The sequence below is a fragment of the Microbacterium sp. MMO-56 genome, from assembly GCF_037146215.1.
Taxonomy (GTDB): domain Bacteria; phylum Actinomycetota; class Actinomycetes; order Actinomycetales; family Microbacteriaceae; genus Microbacterium.
Window position 1 is genome coordinate 76,903 of the sequence record NZ_JBBCVW010000010.1, and the last position, 15,467, is coordinate 92,369.

Consider the following 15,467-nt stretch of genomic DNA (forward strand, 5'->3'; position numbering starts at 1 on the left):
CGCACGCTCGCGAGACGGCGCGAATGCCACGCTCCCGGGCGTAGAAGTGCGCATTCGCGCGGTCTCGCGGACGCGCGCACGGCGGAGTGGGAGGAGAGGGCGGTCAGCGGGTGGTGGAGCCGCGGATGAGGTCCACGGGCAGCTCGACCGAGCCGGGGGACACGATGCCCGCGTCGATCGCCTCGAACACGGCGTCGGCGGCGCGATCGGGGTAGACGCACACCTGGGTGATCCCGAGCCGCTCCCCGAGGCCGCAGTCGGTCGTGCACAGAGCGATCAGCTGCAGGTCGCGCGGTAGGACGACGCCGATCTCCTCGAGGTGGAGGTAGATCTCCGCCCCCTCCTCGCAGAATGCGAACACGGCGTCCACGCCCGCGTCGAGCAGCACGTGGAGCGCGCTCATCAGGCGGCGGCGGTCGGCGTCGACGCGCGCCACGACGGGCTGCCGGCCCCGGACGGCGCTCCACGCGAGGTAGGCGCTCTCACCGAGCTGATCGCGCGGCACCTCGCTCTCGTCCACCAGGAAGCCGATGCGCCGGGCGCCGGTCTCCTCCAGGTGGGCGAGACCCAGGCGGACCGCCGCGGGGTAGCCGGTGCGGATCGTCAGACCGTCCGGCACGCTCAGGTCGTTGGCGGCGACCGGGATGCCGGCGGCGATCGCCTCGCGCAGGATCGCGCGATCATCGGCCGGGTCGGGGAAGAACAGCGCGTCGATCTCCGCCCCGGCGAGCAGGTCCGGCCGCGAGGCGGGCAGGACGGTGACGGTGAACCCGCGCACGGCGCCGGCGCCGACGAGCGCGTCGAGCTGGCGGGCCCTCTGGAGCGCCCGGCGTCCGTCCTGGAGCGACGTCGCCGCCATGACGAACCCGACCGACATCGCCCGGCCGCTGCGCAGCGCCGCGGCGTGCTTGTTCGGCGAGTAGCCGAGCTCCGCCGCGATCGCCTTGATGCGCTCCCGGGTCTCGGCGCGGAGATTCCCGCGGTCGTTGAGCGCCTGGCTCGTCGCGGCGGTCGACACGCCGGCGCGTTCGGCGACGTCCCGGAGCGTGACCCGGCTCATCCGAGGTCGCGCCGCGCATCGCGCGGCCGCGGGCTCCGTTCCGCGAGGGGGTCGGCGGCGGGGAAGACGGTGGCGACCGCGTCCCGCCACGCGGGGCCCTCGCCGGTGGCGGCGAGAGCGTGGCCCTGGGCGATGAGGCCGTGCAGGAGCGCGCCGGAGAAGTGCCGGAGCGCCGCCTCGGTGTCCTCGCCGGCGCCGCGGGCGCGGGCCCGCGCGATCTCGGCGTCGAGCACGGTGTGGACGTGGGTGCGCATGTCGACGACGGCGGGCGCGACCTCGTGCACGCGGCGCGCCCTGGCGTGACGCTGTGCCGCGGTCTCGACGATCAGGCGCGCCTCGTCGATCGTGGCGAACTCGTCGATGGGCGCGTGCACCCGGATCGTGTCGAGATCGAGCACCTCGACGCCGGGGAGGGCCCGCAGCCCGGGGTCGACGTTGCGGGGCATCCCCAGGTCGATGACCAGCTGATCGCGCACGACGGGAAGCGCTGCGCGCGCGGCGCCGTGGTCCTCGACGGTGAGGACGGGGGCGTGGACGGTCGTGGTCGTGCAGGTGACGACGACGTCGGCCGCGGCCGCCTCGTGGGCGAACCGCTCGGCGTCGACGGTCACGAGGTGCTCCCGCTGGGCGAACCGGCGCCGGCCCGACGGGGAGTGCACGCGGATGTCCGTCGCTCCGACCGCCCGGAGCGCCGCGAGGGATGCGGCGGCGTACCGGCCCGTGCCGACGAGGAGGACGCGGGCCTGCTCCCACGCGCCGACGCGCGAACCGGCGAGCTCGACGGCGAGGCGCACGAGCGACCGGCCGGACTCGCCGAGCCGGGTGGAGTTCTTCACCGCGCGCGAGGTCTCGGTCGCCCGCTGGAAGAGGTGCTCGAGCGGCCCCGTCGTGACGCCGTCGCGACGCGCGGCCTCGAGCGCGCGCCCGACCTGACCGGAGATCTCGTCCTCGCCGACGGCGATCGAGTCGAGCCCCGCGGCGACGGAGAACAAGTGCTGGGCGACGCCGTTGCCGTGGGCGAAGTCGACCGTCTCGCGCACGCGCCGGAACGGCAGAGAGGCGAGGCCGGCGATGCGCTCCATGGCGGCATCCATCGCCGGCAGGGGCGACGCGTCGGGGGCGTCGGCGACGTCGAAGTACGCCTCGAAGCGGTTGCAGGTGGCGAGGACCACGGCCCCGCGGATCGCGTCGTGCGCGCCGGCGAGCTCGGCCGCGGCGGCGTCGCCGACGACCGAGAGGCGCTCCAGGTCTTCGAGCGAGGTCGTGCGGTGATGCGCGGTCAGGCAGACGAGCACGGGCGGGAACCTCTTTTCGGATCGTGGGTAGTATAACGATTAACTCCCTCCCGCTCCGATTCGAAGGCTGTCTTTTGCACGCTCCGCACCCGCTCGCCCTGCACGACACCGCCTCTTCGCGTCTGGTGCAGGCGCTCCGGGGGCACCGCCCGGAGACGACGCCGGTCTGGTTCATGCGGCAGGCGGGCCGCTCGCTGCCCGAGTACCGGGCGCTGCGCAGCCGCGGGACGATGCTCGAGGCGTGTCTGGATCCGGCACTGGCCAGCGAGATCACGCTGCAGCCGGTGCGCCGTCACGCCGTGGACGCCGCGGTGTTCTTCAGCGACATCGTCGTGCCGCTGAAGCTCGTCGGGCTGGACGTCGAGATCGCCGCCGGACGGGGGCCCGTGTTCGCCGAACCCGTGCGCACCGCCGCCCAGATCGCGCGTCTCGTGGAGATCGACCCCGATCTCGTCCTCGAGCGCGGCGAGGCGGTCGCCGAGGCGGTGACGCGGACGACCGACATGCTCGCGGAGGTGTCCGCCGACCGCGGCGAGCCGATCCCGCTGATCGGCTTCGCCGGGGCGCCCTTCACCCTCGCCGCCTACGTCGTGGAGGGCGGGCCGTCCAAGGACCACCTCGGCGCGCGCAGCCTGCTGCACTCCGACCCCGCGGCCTGGCAGGACCTCACCGCGTGGCTCGCGGCGGTCACCGGGCGCTTCCTCGCACTGCAGGTGCAGGCGGGGGCGAGCGCGGCGCAGCTCTTCGACTCGTGGGCGGGCGCCGTCGCCCCCGCCGACTACCGGCGCCGGGTGCTCCCCGCCTCCGCCGCCGCGCTGGACGCGGTGCGCGCGCTCGACCTCCCCGGCGCGCCGGAGGGCGTGCCGATCATCCACTTCGGGGTCGGCACGGGCGAGATCCTCGCCGACATGGCCTCGATCGGCGTGGATGCGCTCGGCGTCGACTACCGCGTGCCGCTCGACGTCGCGGCCAGGCGCATCGGGGCGGATCTCACCCTGCAGGGCAACCTCGACCCTGCGCTGCTGTTCGCGCCGGCCGAGACGCGCCGCGCCGCCGTGCACGAGACGCTGACGGCGGGGCTCGCGGCCCGCGCGCACGTCTTCAACCTCGGCCACGGGGTGCCCATGGACACCGACCCCGCCGTGCTCACCGACCTCGTGCGCACGGTCCACGACTGGCGCGCGGAATGAGCGGCGCCGTTCCCGCGGACGCCGACGTCGTCGTCGTCGGCGCGGGGGTCGCCGGCCTCGCCGTCGCCCACGACCTCGCGCGCTCCGGCGTGTCGGTGGTCGTCTGCGACGCCGCCGACCAGGTGGGCGGGCTGCTGAGGCGCGGGACGCTCGCGGGCCTGGACGTCGACCTCGGCGCGGAGTCGTTCGCGACCCGCACCGACGCGGTCGCCGCCGTCATCGCGGATGCGGGACTGCCGCTCGAGATCGTCGCTCCGCGCCCCGGCGGCGCGCACCTGGCCGTCGCCGCCGACGCGGGCGCCGCGCTCAGCGTCGTGCGCGCCCCGCTGCCGCGCCGGACCGTGCTCGGGATCCCGGCCGATCCTCTCGCGGCCGACGTCGTCGAGCTCATCGGCGCGGAGGCGGCGGCGCGCGTCGCGGCCGAGGTGGATCTGCCCGCCGACGGGGGCGAGGAGCCGTCCCTGTTCGCGCTCGTGGCCGCGCGCTGCGGCGAGGTCCTCGCGACGCGGGTCGTGGACACCCTGTGCCGCAGCGTGTACTCCCGACCCGCCGCCGACGTGCGCCTCTCCGCGCTGCACCCCGGCCTGTGGCGGGCGTACCGCGAGCAGGGATCGCTCGTGCGGGCGGCGGGGCTCGTCGCCCAGGACGCCCGGGCGGGGGCCGCGGTCGCCGGGATCGCCGGGGGGATGTGGCGCCTTCCCGACGCCCTCGCGCGCGCCGCCGTCGTCCAGGGTGCGCGCGTGCTCACCGGGACCGCGGTGCGCCGGGTGTCCGGCACACGGCCCGACGGCTTCGTCGTCCACACCGACGCCGGATCGGTCGCCGCCCGCCGGGTGGTCGTCGGGGCCGGCCCCGCGGCATCCGCTCGACTGGTCGGAGCGCACCCGTCGGACGCCCCGTCCGGCGGTCGGGTGCGCGTGGTCGCCGCCGCGGTCGACCATCGCGGGCTCGATTCCTTCCCCGTCGGCTCCGGCGTCATCGTCGATCCGGTGCTGCCCACCGCGGCCAAGGCGCTCACGCACGTGAGCGCCAAGTGGTCCTGGGCCGCCGAGGCCGCCCCGGCAGGACGGCACATCGTGCGCCTGTCCGCGCGGGATGCCGACGCCCCGGGGCTGGCGGATGCGGCGGACGTCGCCCGCGAGCTCTCCCTGCTCACCGGTCTCGAGATCCTGCCCGCCGACATCGTGGCGACGATCGTGCAGGACTGGCCGGACGCGGTGGCCGCCGGCGGCACGGACGCGCTCCGCGACGCCGCCGCCGCCCGCGGCCTCGACCTCGCCGGAGCCGTCGTCGCCGGAACCGGGCTCGCCGCCGTCCTGCCGCACGCACGCGCACTCGCCGCCGCGCTCGTCGCCGACGCCGCGTCGGCGCCCTTCTCTTCCCGTCCATCCGTCACCATCTGAGGAGCCCCGCATGACCGATCCCACCCCGCTCGGCTACACCCTCTTCGCCGTGCTCGCCGGCCCGCGGCCGCGCGGCATCGCGCCGGACGCCGCCGCGCTCGCCGAACTGGAGGCGGTCGCCGCGGTGCTCGAGGCGGACGGAGTCGCCCTCCGCGGCCTCTACGACGTCACCGGGATGCGCGCCGAGGCGGATCTGATGGTGTGGCTCCACACGATCCCGGGCAGTGCCGACGACCCGGCGTCCCTGCAGCGGGCGCTGCGGGCGCTGCGACGCACCTCCGCGCTGGCCGAGTTCGAGAACGTGTGGAGCGTCATGGGCGTCCACCGCGACGCCGAGTTCAACAAGCGCCACGTCCCGGGGTATCTCCGCGGAGAGCACGCGCGGGGCTGGCTGTGCCTCTATCCGTTCGTCCGGAGCTACGAGTGGTATCTGCTCCCGGCGGAGGAACGCGCGGCGATGCTCGCCGAGCACGGCCGCAAGGGCGCCGCGTTCACCGACGTCGTCGCCAACACCGTCTCGACGTTCGGGCTCAGCGACTACGAGTGGCTGCTGCCGCTCGAGGCCGACGACCCGATCCACCTCGTCGACATGATGCGCGACCTGCGCGCGACCGATGCGCGCCGCCACGTGCGCGAGGAGGTGCCCTTCTACACCGGGCGCCGGATCGAGATCGCCGAGCTCGCAGAGGTGCTGAACTGATGGCCGCCGAGAGGCTGACGGCCACGGGCGACGTCGCGTTCCGGCCGAAGCCGCCCCGCGCCACCGGAGTGCCGCCGTGTTCGAGCGTCGAGGGCGACGAGTGCCGTGTGCCGGCCGCGTCGGCGGCGGCCGCCCCCGGCGATCCGCACGTGTCCGCGCCGACCGCGTACGACGGCATCCTGCTGCTCGGCTTCGGCGGCCCGGAGGGGCAGGACGACGTCATCCCGTTCCTGCGCAACGTGACGGCGGGGCGGGGGATCCCCGACGAGCGCCTCGAGGAGGTCGCCCACCACTACCGCCACTTCGGCGGCGTCTCGCCGATCAACGAGCACAACCGCGAGCTGAAGGCCGCCCTCGACGCCGAGCTCGCCGCCCGCGCGATCGACCTGCCCGTCTACTGGGGCAACCGCAACTGGATGCCCTACGTCGCCGACGCGCTCCGGTCCGCGCACGACGACGGCCGCTCGCGCCTGCTCGCGATCGCGACGAGCGCCTACAGCTCCTACTCGTCGTGTCGCCAGTACCGCGAGGACCTCGCCGACGCCGTCGAGGCGACGGGACTCTCGGGCCTGGTCGAGATCGACAAGGTGCGCCAGTTCTTCGATCACCCGGGCTTCGTGACGCCGTTCGCCGAGGGCGTCGCCGACGGGCTCGCGACGCTGCGCTCCGAGGGCTTCGCCGACGACGAGATCGAGATCCTCTTCTCGACGCACTCCATCCCGAACTCCGACGCCGACCGGTCCGGCCCGCCCGAGCGCGAGCTCGGTCCGGGCGGCGCGTACGTCGCGCAGCACACCGCCGTGGCCGAGGCGATCATGGCGCGCCTGGGTGCGGCGTGCGCCTGGCAGCTCGTGTACCAGAGCCGGTCGGGCCCGCCGCAGGTGCCGTGGCTGGAGCCCGACATCAACGACGCGATGGCCGAGCTGCCCGGGCGCGGCCGGAAGGCGGTGCTGATCGTCCCGCTCGGCTTCGTCAGCGACCACATGGAGGTGCTGTGGGACCTCGACACCGAGGCGCTGGAGACGGCGGGGGAGCTCGGACTCGCCGCCGTCCGCACCCCGACGCCGGGAACGCACCCGGCGTACGTCGCGGGGCTCGTCGACCTCGTCGTCGAGCGGGTGGAGGGGAGCGCCGTCGAGACGCGACCCCATGAGACCGAACTCGGCCCGTGGTACGACGTCTGCCGTCCCGGATGCTGCGAGAACAAGCGCCTCGGCTTCCAGCCGGCGCTCGCCGGGATCGCGCCGTGACCAGCGCCCCGCCCCTCCGACTCGGCACGCGGGCGAGCCTGCTGGCCACGACGCAGTCGGGGACCGTCGCCGAGGCGATCCGCGTAGCCACGGGTCGCGCCGTCGAACTCGTGCCGATCACTACCGCGGGCGACGTGCTCACCGGCCCGCTCGCCCAGCTGGGCGGCACGGGGGTGTTCGTGGCGGCGCTGCGCGACGCGCTCCTGCGGGACGACTGCGACATCGTCGTGCACTCGATGAAGGACCTGCCGACCGGCCCGGTGGGAGGGCTCCGCATCGGTGCGGTCCCGGTGCGTGCCGCCGTCGGCGATGTGCTGTGCACGGCCCGCGGGGACCGCTCGACGGGTGCGGGCGCCGGGCTCGACGCGCTGCGCCCGGGCGCGGTCGTGGGAAGCGGCTCGCCGCGGCGCGTCGCCCAGCTGCTGCGCCGCCGCCCGGACCTGGTGGTGCGCGGCATCCGAGGAAACGTCGACACGCGGCTGCGGAAGGTGGACGACGGCGAGTACGACGCCGTCGTGCTCGCCGAAGCCGGCCTCGTGCGCATCGGACGGGGGGAGCGCATCGACGAGCGCTTCGACCTCGATGCGTGGCCGACCTCGGCCGGTCAGGGCGCCCTGGCGGTCGAGGTGCGCAGCGACGACCCGTTCGGCGCCGAGCTCGCCGCGCTCACCGACCCCGACGCGGAGGTGACGGCTCTCCTCGAACGCGCCGTCCTGCGACGGCTCGAGGCCGGATGCGCGGCGCCGGTCGGGATCACCGCCCGCGTGCTCCCCGCCGATGCGGGGGTCGCCCTCGCCGCCGAGGTGTACGCGCTCGACGGAGCGCGCTCGGTCCGGATCGAGCGGACGTTCGGGCGCACCGAGGTCTCCGGCGAGGCGGGTCGAGCGGGCGCGGCGGCCGAGGTCGTCGCCGCCTTGTTCGACGGCGGCGCGGGGGAGCTGGCCGACCTGGCGGAGAGCGGTCGATGACGCAGGCCGCCGGACGACTGAACGGCGCCCGCGTGCTCATCCCGCGCGGCGGCGCGTGGGGCGCGCGGGTCGCCGACGAGGTCGTCCGCCGCGGCGGTGAGCCGGTGATCGCGCCCCTGATCGCGTCGGCGCCGCCGCGCGACGAGGCGGCACGCGACCGCGCCTTCGCCGCGCTGTCGGCGGGCGCGTACGACTGGCTCTTCGTGACGAGTGCGGCGAGCGTCGAGCAGCTCGCCGCTCAGGGCGTCGCCGTGCCCGGCGGCACCCGCGTCGCGGCGGTCGGGCCCGCCACGGCCCGCGCGGTCCAGGGCATCGGTGTCGAGCCCGCGTTCGTGCCCCGCGGCGAGTCGTCCGCGTCCGCCCTCGCCGCGCAGTGGTGCGCCGGGCGGGACCCGCAGAGCACCGGGCGTGCACTCGTCGTCCGGTCCGACCTGGCGACGGCCGTCCTGAGCGACGAGCTGCAGCTGCGCGGGTTCGGCGTCGACGTCTGCATCGCCTACCGCACCGTCGGGATCGATCTGCCCGCCCCGGTCGCCCGAGACCTGGCGTCCGGCCTCATCGACGTGGTGCTGCTGACCTCGCTCAGCGTCGCCCGCGAGCTGCGGCGACAGATCGGCCCCCTCCCGTCGTCCGTCCGGGTAGCCTCGATCGGGCCCGGGACGACGCGCGACGCCGTCCGACTCGGCTTCGCCGTGGACCACACCGCGCGCACCCAGAGCGTCGACGCGCTGCTCGCCGAGATCGACGCCCCCGCATCCGCCGATCACGGAATCGGCGCCGCTGAACCGAAAGGCACCCCATGACCGCGTACCCCGTCCGCCGCCTGCGGAGGCTGCGGCAGAGCCCCACGGTGCGCCGGCTCGTCGCCGAGCACGACCTCACGCCGCGCCGGTTGATCCTCCCCGTCTTCGTCAAGGAGGGGATCGACGCCCTGCAGCCGATCGCGAGCATGCCGGGGGTCGCCCAGCATCCCCTCGACGCGCTTCCCGACCTCGTGGAGGAGGCGGTCGCCACCGGCATCGGCGGGATCATGCTCTTCGGCGTGCCGACGACCCGGGATGCGACCGGCACCGGCGCGACCGATCCCGAGGGCATCCTCAATCGAGCGATCGCCGTCGCCGCCGAGGCCGCCGCGGGGCGCCTCACCGTCCAGGCGGATCTGTGCCTGGACGAGTTCACCGACCACGGCCACTGCGGCCTGCTCGCCGCCGACGGGTCGGTCGACAACGACGCGACGCTCGAGGTCTACGCGCGGATGGCGCTCGCCCAGGCCGATGCGGGCGCCGGCGTCCTGGGCCTGTCCGGCATGATGGACGGGCAGGTCGCCGCGTGCCGCGCGGCGCTGGACGCCGTGGGGCGCACGGACGTCGTGATCCTCGCGTACTCCGCGAAGTACGCCTCCGCGTTCTACGGCCCGTTCCGGGATGCGGTCGAATCGACCCTCACCGGCGACCGGCGCACCTATCAGCTCGATCCCGCGAACGGGCGGGAGGGCGTGAACGAGGCCCTCGCCGACATCGACGAGGGTGCCGACATCGTCATGGTCAAGCCGGCCGGGCCCTACCTCGACGTCCTCGCCGAGGTCGCCGCGGTCTCGAGCGTGCCGGTGTGGGCCTATCAGGTGTCGGGCGAGTACGCGATGATCGAGCACGCCGCCGCCGCGGGGGTCATCGACCGCGAGCGCGCCATCGGCGAGAGCCTCCTCGGCATCCGCCGGGCGGGCGCCGAGGCGATCCTGACCTACTGGGCGATCGAGGTCGCCGGGTGGCTGAACGAGGGACGGACCCTGGCATGAGCCTCACCAACGAGCAGCTGTTCGACCGCGCCCGCGCGGTCATCCCCGGGGGCGTCGACTCGCCCGTGCGCGCCTACGGGTCGGTCGGCGGCACGCCCCGCTTCGTCACCGGCGCGGAGGGTGCGTACATCACGGACGCCGAGGGACGCCGCTACATCGACCTCGTCGCCAGCTGGGGCCCCGCCCTCGTCGGGCACGCGCACCCCGAGGTCGTCGCCGCGGTCCAGGCGGCGGCGGCGCGCGGGCTCTCGTTCGGCGCACCGACGCCCGCCGAGGCCGAGCTCGTCGAGGAGATCGTGCGCCGCGTTCCCGCGGTCGAGAAGGCACGGCTCGTCTCGACCGGCACCGAGGCGACCATGACGGCGATCCGCCTCGCCCGCGGGGCGACCGGGCGAGACCTGCTGGTCAAGTTCGCCGGGCATTACCACGGCCACTCCGACGGGCTGCTGGCCGCCGCGGGGTCCGGGCTCGCGACGTTCGCGCTGCCCGGGTCGGCCGGCGTTCCCGAGGCGATCGCCGCCCAGACGCTCGTCGTCCCGTACAACGACCGCGCGGCCCTCGAGGCGGTCTTCGCCGCGCATCCCGGTCGGATCGCCGCGGTGATCACCGAGGCGGCCGCCGCGAACATGGGCGTCGTCGCGCCCGCACCCGGGTTCACGGCGTTCCTCGCGGGCCTCTGCCGCGCGAACGGCGCGCTCCTGATCAGCGACGAGGTGCTCACGGGATTCCGCGCCGCGGCGGGCGGCTACGCCCAGGTCCTCGCCGAGGCGGGCGAGGACGTCGTCCCCGACCTCGTCACCTTCGGGAAGGTCATCGGCGGGGGGCTCCCCGTCGCCGCCGTGGGCGGCCGCGCCGACGTCATGGACCTGCTCGCCCCCACCGGCCCCGTGTATCAGGCCGGCACCCTCAGCGGGAACCCGGTCGCGGTCGCCGCCGGGCTCGCGACGCTGCGGCTCGCGGACCACGCCGTGTACGCCCGGCTGTCCGCGGCATCCGATGCCCTGTCCGCCGCCGTCGGCGACGCGCTGGCTGCGGCGGGCGTGCCGCACGTGATCCAGCGCGCGGGAACGCTGTTCAGCGTGTTCTTCGGCGCCGAGGTCGCAGCGGGCGTGCCCGACTACGCGACCGCGCAGCGGCAGGATGCCGGAGCGTACGGCCGCTTCTTCCACGCGATGCTGGACCAGGGCGTGTCGCTGCCCCCGTCGGCGTTCGAGGCCTGGTTCGTCACCGCGGCGCACGACGACGACGTGATCGCCCGGATCGTCGAGGCGCTGCCCGCCGCAGCGCGCGCCGCCGCGGCCTGACCCCCCCCGGCGACACCGACTCCGCAGGATGTCACGTGCTCCGCAGGGCATCCGCCGCTCTCGTGCGGAGTACGTGATCATCTGCGGAGCCGGTGGGGACGGGTCGGCGGCCGGCGAGGACGGGCGTGCGGGCACGGGCGGCCGAGAGGCGCCGGATAGGGTGGATGCCATGCCCGTGACCCTGCTCGGAGCGGCCGAGATCCGCGCCCTCGCCGCCGATCTCGACGTCACGCCCACCAAGAAGCTCGGTCAGAACTTCGTCGTCGACGCCAACACGGTGCGCAAGATCGTCCACGTCGGCGAGGTCACCGCCGCGGACCGCGTCGTCGAGGTGGGGCCGGGGCTCGGATCGCTCACCCTGGCGGTCCTCGAGACCGGCGCGCAGGTCACGGCGGTCGAGGTCGACCACCGTCTCGCCGAACGCCTCCCCGAGACCGCCGCCGCCCACGGCGTGCCCGCCGGCGCGCTGACGGTCGTGGACGCCGACGCGCTCCGCGTCACGGAGCTGCCGGGCGAGCCCACCGTGCTCATCGCGAACCTGCCCTACAACGTCAGCGTCCCTGTGCTCCTGCATTTCATGGAGACCTTCCCCGGGATCCAGCGCGGCGTCGTCATGGTGCAGGCGGAGGTGGGGGAGCGCCTCGCCGCCCCGCCGGGGTCGAAGGTGTACGGCGCCCCGAGCGTCAAGGCCGCGTGGTACGGACCCTGGCGGCTCGCCGGCACCGTCTCGCGTCAGGTGTTCTGGCCGGTGCCCAACGTCGACAGCGTTCTCGTCGGCTTCCGCCGCGACGCCGAGCCACGCGGCGACGAGACGCTGCGGCGGGCGACGTTCCGGATCGTGGACGCCGCATTCCAGCAGCGCCGGAAGATGCTGCGCCAGGCCCTCGCGCCCGTGCTGGGCGGCTCGGCCGCGCAGGCCAGCGAGGTGCTGACGCGTGCCGGCGTCGATCCGACGCTGCGCGGCGAGCAGCTGACGATCGAGGACTTCGTGGCGGTGGCCCGCGCAGCGGGCGGCGCGGCTAGCCTGGACGGGTGACCGAGACAGAGAACCGCTTCCCCGCGACGCGCGGCGGAGACATCCACCGCCCGTACACCGCCGCCGCCGACCGCTACGAGAGCGCCACGTTCCGGCAGGTGGGCACGAGCGGGCTCTACCTGCCGCCGCTGTCGCTGGGCCTGTGGTGGAACTTCGGCGACAACATCCCGTTCGACCGCCAGCGCACGCTCCTGCGCCACGCCTTCGACCGCGGCATCACGCACTTCGACCTGGCGAACAACTACGGTCCGCCGTACGGCTCGGCGGAGACGAACTTCGGCCGCATGATGCGCGAGGACTTCGCGCCGTACCGCGACGAGCTCATCATCTCGTCGAAGGCCGGGTGGGACATGTGGCCCGGGCCCTACGGCACCTACGGCTCGCGCAAGTACCTGCTGGCCAGCGCCGAGCAGTCGCTCACCCGGATGTCGCTCGACTACGTCGACATCTTCTACTCGCACCGCTACGACCCGGTGACCCCGCTCGAAGAGACGATCGGCGCGCTCGACACGCTCGTGCGTCAGGGCAAGGCGCTCTACGTCGGCATCTCGTCCTACAGCGCGGAGCGCACGGCCGAGGCGCACGCCATCGCCCGGTCGCTGGGCACCCCGCTGGTCATCCACCAGCCGTCCTACTCGATCCTGAACCGCTGGGTCGAGGACGGTCTCACGGGCGTCCTGCGTCAGGAGGGGATGGGCGCGATCGCGTTCACCCCGCTCGCGCAGGGCCTCCTCACCGACAAGTACCTCGGCGACGGCACGGCCGACCGCGCCCAGCAGCGCTCGTCGCTCCCCGGCGGACGTCTGAGCGAGAACGCCCTCTCTGCGCTGCGCTCCCTGGACGTCGTGGCGAAGGAGCGCGGACAGTCCCTCGCGCAGATGGCGATCCAATGGGTCCTGCGCGACCCGGTGGTCACCTCGGCGCTCATCGGCGCCTCGCGCACCGAGCAGCTCGACGAGAACATCGCGGCGCTGGACGGTCCCGCCTTCAGCGCCGAGGAGATCGAGCGGATCGACGCCGTCTCGGACGCCGTGGACGTCGACCTGTGGGCGGAATCGACGACCGCGTGAGGTCTCGCGACGACGACCGTCGGGTCCACGTGCGCGCTCCGGGGAAGATCAACGTCTTCTTCGAGGTCGGCGACGTGCAGCCCGACGGCTATCACGACGTCGCATCGGTGTATCAGGCCGTCTCGCTCTACGAGGATCTGTGGGCGGGTTTCGCGGACGCCGACGAGATCGTGGTCACGGGCGACGTGGACGTCTCGGGCGTCCCGCTCGACGCCTCCAACCTCGCCGTCCGCGCGGCGCGCCTCGTGGCGCGTCGCGTGGGCTACACGGGCGGCATCCGCCTCGAGATCCACAAGGGCGTCCCCGTCGCCGGCGGCATGGGCGGCGGGTCGGCGGATGCGGCGGCCGCCCTCGTCGCCGTCAACGAGCTGCTCGGGGCGACCCTCGGCGCGCATGAGGTGCAGCAGCTGGGCGCCGAGCTCGGCGCCGACGTCCCCTTCGCCGTCCTCGGCGGGACGGCGGTGGGCACGGGCCGGGGCGATCAGCTCGCCCCCGCGCTCGTGCGCGGGCGATTCGACTGGGTGCTGACCACGCGCGGAGACGGGCTGTCGACCCCCGCCGTCTACGGCGAGCTGGACCGGCTCCGCGCCGAGGTCGACATCCGGCCCCGCGCCGCGGCGACCGACGTCGATCCGGCCGTGCTGCAGGCGCTTCGCGCGGGCAGCCCCGCGGCTCTCGCCGGCGCGGTCCGCAACGACCTGGAACGGGCCGCCTGTCGGCTGCTGCCCGACCTGGACACCACGATCTCCACCGGGCTGCGCGACGGCGCGCTCGCCTCGATCGTCTCGGGATCCGGCCCGACCGTCGTGCACCTCGCGGAGGACGCCGATCACGCCGAGTCGCTCGCGGCGCGCCTCACCCGCGCCGGCCGCCCGTCGTTCGCGGTGCACGGCCCCGTCGCCGGGGCCCGCGCGAGCGCCCGCTGAGCGTGCGCCGACCGGCATGGGGAGTTCTCCCCATTGGGCTCCGCGGGTGGCTGTGCATAGGCTGAGGCCGGGCAGCATCGTCGCGAGAGCGTGACCGCCGCCGAAGACCATCACCGTAGAGAGGGAACATCATGGCCGAGATCCGCGTCACCTCAGAATCGCTCGCCGGCGTCGCCGGGCAGCTCTCCAGCGGCTCGCAGTCGATCGAGTCGCAGCTGTCGAACCTGAAGTCCCTCGTCGAGGGGCTCATCTCCGGAGACTGGGGCGGGAGCGCCTCGCAGAGCTTCAACGAGCTCTACTCGCAGTGGGACCAGGCCGGCATCCAGCTGAAGGAATCCCTCCAGGGCATCAGCGACCTGCTCAACCAGGCCGCCCTCTCGTACGAGGACAGCGAGAGCGCGATCGCCTCGACCTTCACCGGCTGAACACGACATCCGCTCGCCTCCGCGCGAGCGCCAGGGGGAGGGATGACGGATGGTTTCGTTCCGGGTGCGGGCGTCGTCGCTCAGCGAGGTCGCCTCGTTGCTGGGCACGGTCGTCGCGACGTTCGACGCGAACCTGGCGGCCGTCGACGCCCACGTCAACCGCACGGTCGACGTGAGCTGGCGCGGTGAGGACGCCGAGGTCTTCGCGCAGGGGTGGTCGACGTTCCTGGCCACCTCGGCGGCCGTGCGGCAGTCCCTCGTGGCGCTCCAGAGCGGCCTGATCGCCGCCGACGGCTCCTACACGCAGACCGAGGCCGGCATCCAGCGCGGCTTCGCCGGGCGCGTCGGGGTCGTCCGCAACGTGGGCGCCGCGTCGAGCAGTGTGGGCAGCCGCGTCGACACCGGCGAGCAGCGCGCGGACGCGATCTCCGAGTTCTTCGGCCGCGACGGCGACGAGCGCTCCGGCGCCGCGGTCGTCGGCGGCGGGGGAGTGCGGGCGAGCTCCGGCCAGCGCACCGGCTCGGCGCCGGCGGACGACGATCGCACCGTCGAGGTGGAGTTCGAGGACGGAGCGACGTTCGCCGAGGTCGAGCAGGACGTCGCCGAGGCGGGCGTCTCGGCGGAGTCGATGGACGCGCGTGTCGACGCCGGCGTCGTGCGCTCGGATGCGCTGACCGGCGGACTCGACGACCTCGCCGGCTCTCTGGGAAGGACCGACTGATGGGCGATCAGAAGGCGGACACCGCCGACCTCACCGCCCTCGCCGACGCCCTCGGCGAGCTGGTCGCATACTGCACGGCGCTGAAGCAGGGCGCGGGCGGATTCGCGTACATGCTCCCCGCGGAATGGCAGGGCCCGGCCATGGCGAACTTCATCTCGATGTTCGAGAAATGGCAGTTGGGCGCCGAGGCGCTGACGACGGCGGCGGAAGGCCTCAAGGAAGAGGTCGACGGCGCGCGCCAGGCGTACGAGCAGACCGCCGAATCGCTCGACACCGCCTGGAACCAGATCAGATCGTCGCTCGGCTGAGCGACCGAAGGGGAGA

The 15,467-nt window shown here is 74.5% G+C and carries 16 protein-coding genes; 14 read left to right on the forward strand and 2 right to left on the reverse strand.

What is annotated here, in order from left to right; genetic code table 11:
• Nucleotides 1-103 precede the first annotated feature (103 nt).
• Together WFI00_RS10615 and WFI00_RS10620 are read right to left on the reverse strand one after the other, a co-directional pair.
• Nucleotides 104-1,060: a LacI family DNA-binding transcriptional regulator gene (locus WFI00_RS10615; RefSeq protein ID WP_336632278.1), complete on the reverse strand. Its 957-nt coding sequence runs from the start codon at nucleotides 1,058-1,060 to the stop codon at nucleotides 104-106.
• On the reverse strand, nucleotides 1,057-2,355 hold the full coding sequence (locus WFI00_RS10620) for a glutamyl-tRNA reductase (protein ID WP_336632279.1): 1,299 nt from the start codon (nucleotides 2,353-2,355) through the stop codon (nucleotides 1,057-1,059). The genes WFI00_RS10615 and WFI00_RS10620 overlap by 4 nt, the downstream gene beginning before the upstream one ends.
• A 125-nt stretch (nucleotides 2,356-2,480) precedes the next feature.
• Between WFI00_RS10620 and hemE the strand changes: the two genes are divergently transcribed.
• The 14 genes from hemE (at nucleotide 2,481) to WFI00_RS10690 (ending at nucleotide 15,451) form a co-directional block, all read left to right on the forward strand.
• Nucleotides 2,481-3,545, forward strand: a complete 1,065-nt coding sequence (gene hemE, locus WFI00_RS10625) for a uroporphyrinogen decarboxylase (protein ID WP_442928321.1) — start codon at nucleotides 2,481-2,483, stop codon at nucleotides 3,543-3,545.
• Complete coding sequence (locus tag WFI00_RS10630) at nucleotides 3,542-4,948, forward strand: protoporphyrinogen/coproporphyrinogen oxidase (protein ID WP_336632280.1); 1,407 nt, start codon at nucleotides 3,542-3,544, stop codon at nucleotides 4,946-4,948. Before hemE ends, WFI00_RS10630 begins: the two co-directional genes overlap by 4 nt.
• Nucleotides 4,949-4,958: 10 nt before the next feature.
• Nucleotides 4,959-5,648, forward strand: a complete 690-nt coding sequence (hemQ, locus tag WFI00_RS10635; protein ID WP_336632281.1) for a hydrogen peroxide-dependent heme synthase — start codon at nucleotides 4,959-4,961, stop codon at nucleotides 5,646-5,648.
• Complete coding sequence (locus tag WFI00_RS10640; RefSeq protein WP_336632282.1) at nucleotides 5,648-6,898, forward strand: ferrochelatase; 1,251 nt, start codon at nucleotides 5,648-5,650, stop codon at nucleotides 6,896-6,898. Before hemQ ends, WFI00_RS10640 begins: the two co-directional genes overlap by 1 nt.
• Nucleotides 6,895-7,866 carry a hydroxymethylbilane synthase gene (gene hemC, locus WFI00_RS10645; RefSeq protein WP_336632283.1) on the forward strand — a complete coding sequence of 324 codons (972 nt, stop codon included), beginning with the start codon at nucleotides 6,895-6,897 and terminating at the stop codon, nucleotides 7,864-7,866. The genes WFI00_RS10640 and hemC overlap by 4 nt, the downstream gene beginning before the upstream one ends.
• Nucleotides 7,863-8,669 (forward strand): uroporphyrinogen-III synthase, encoded by an 807-nt coding sequence (locus tag WFI00_RS10650; RefSeq protein WP_336632284.1) that lies wholly within the window; start codon nucleotides 7,863-7,865, stop codon nucleotides 8,667-8,669. The genes hemC and WFI00_RS10650 overlap by 4 nt, the downstream gene beginning before the upstream one ends.
• Entirely contained in the window at nucleotides 8,666-9,661 is a 996-nt protein-coding gene (gene hemB / locus WFI00_RS10655; RefSeq protein ID WP_336632285.1) for a porphobilinogen synthase, read from the forward strand. Before WFI00_RS10650 ends, hemB begins: the two co-directional genes overlap by 4 nt.
• Nucleotides 9,658-10,965: a glutamate-1-semialdehyde 2,1-aminomutase gene (gene hemL / locus WFI00_RS10660; protein ID WP_336632286.1), complete on the forward strand. Its 1,308-nt coding sequence runs from the start codon at nucleotides 9,658-9,660 to the stop codon at nucleotides 10,963-10,965. The genes hemB and hemL overlap by 4 nt, the downstream gene beginning before the upstream one ends.
• Nucleotides 10,966-11,134: 169 nt before the next feature.
• Entirely contained in the window at nucleotides 11,135-12,001 is an 867-nt protein-coding gene (gene rsmA / locus WFI00_RS10665) for a 16S rRNA (adenine(1518)-N(6)/adenine(1519)-N(6))-dimethyltransferase RsmA (protein ID WP_336632316.1), read from the forward strand.
• The gene (locus tag WFI00_RS10670; RefSeq protein ID WP_336632287.1) at nucleotides 11,998-13,071 is read left to right on the forward strand and encodes an aldo/keto reductase; all 1,074 of its coding nucleotides are present in this window, start codon (nucleotides 11,998-12,000) and stop codon (nucleotides 13,069-13,071) included. The genes rsmA and WFI00_RS10670 overlap by 4 nt, the downstream gene beginning before the upstream one ends.
• On the forward strand, nucleotides 13,068-13,997 hold the full coding sequence (locus tag WFI00_RS10675) for a 4-(cytidine 5'-diphospho)-2-C-methyl-D-erythritol kinase (protein ID WP_336632288.1): 930 nt from the start codon (nucleotides 13,068-13,070) through the stop codon (nucleotides 13,995-13,997). Before WFI00_RS10670 ends, WFI00_RS10675 begins: the two co-directional genes overlap by 4 nt.
• 131 nt (nucleotides 13,998-14,128) lie before the next feature.
• Nucleotides 14,129-14,422, forward strand: a complete 294-nt coding sequence (locus tag WFI00_RS10680; RefSeq protein WP_336632289.1) for a WXG100 family type VII secretion target — start codon at nucleotides 14,129-14,131, stop codon at nucleotides 14,420-14,422.
• Nucleotides 14,423-14,471: 49 nt separating this feature from the next.
• Nucleotides 14,472-15,143 carry a WXG100 family type VII secretion target gene (locus tag WFI00_RS10685; protein ID WP_336632290.1) on the forward strand — a complete coding sequence of 224 codons (672 nt, stop codon included), beginning with the start codon at nucleotides 14,472-14,474 and terminating at the stop codon, nucleotides 15,141-15,143.
• A complete protein-coding gene (locus WFI00_RS10690) occupies nucleotides 15,143-15,451 on the forward strand; it encodes a WXG100 family type VII secretion target (RefSeq protein WP_336632291.1) in 309 nt (102 codons plus the stop codon). Before WFI00_RS10685 ends, WFI00_RS10690 begins: the two co-directional genes overlap by 1 nt.
• Nucleotides 15,452-15,467: the final 16 nt, after the last annotated feature.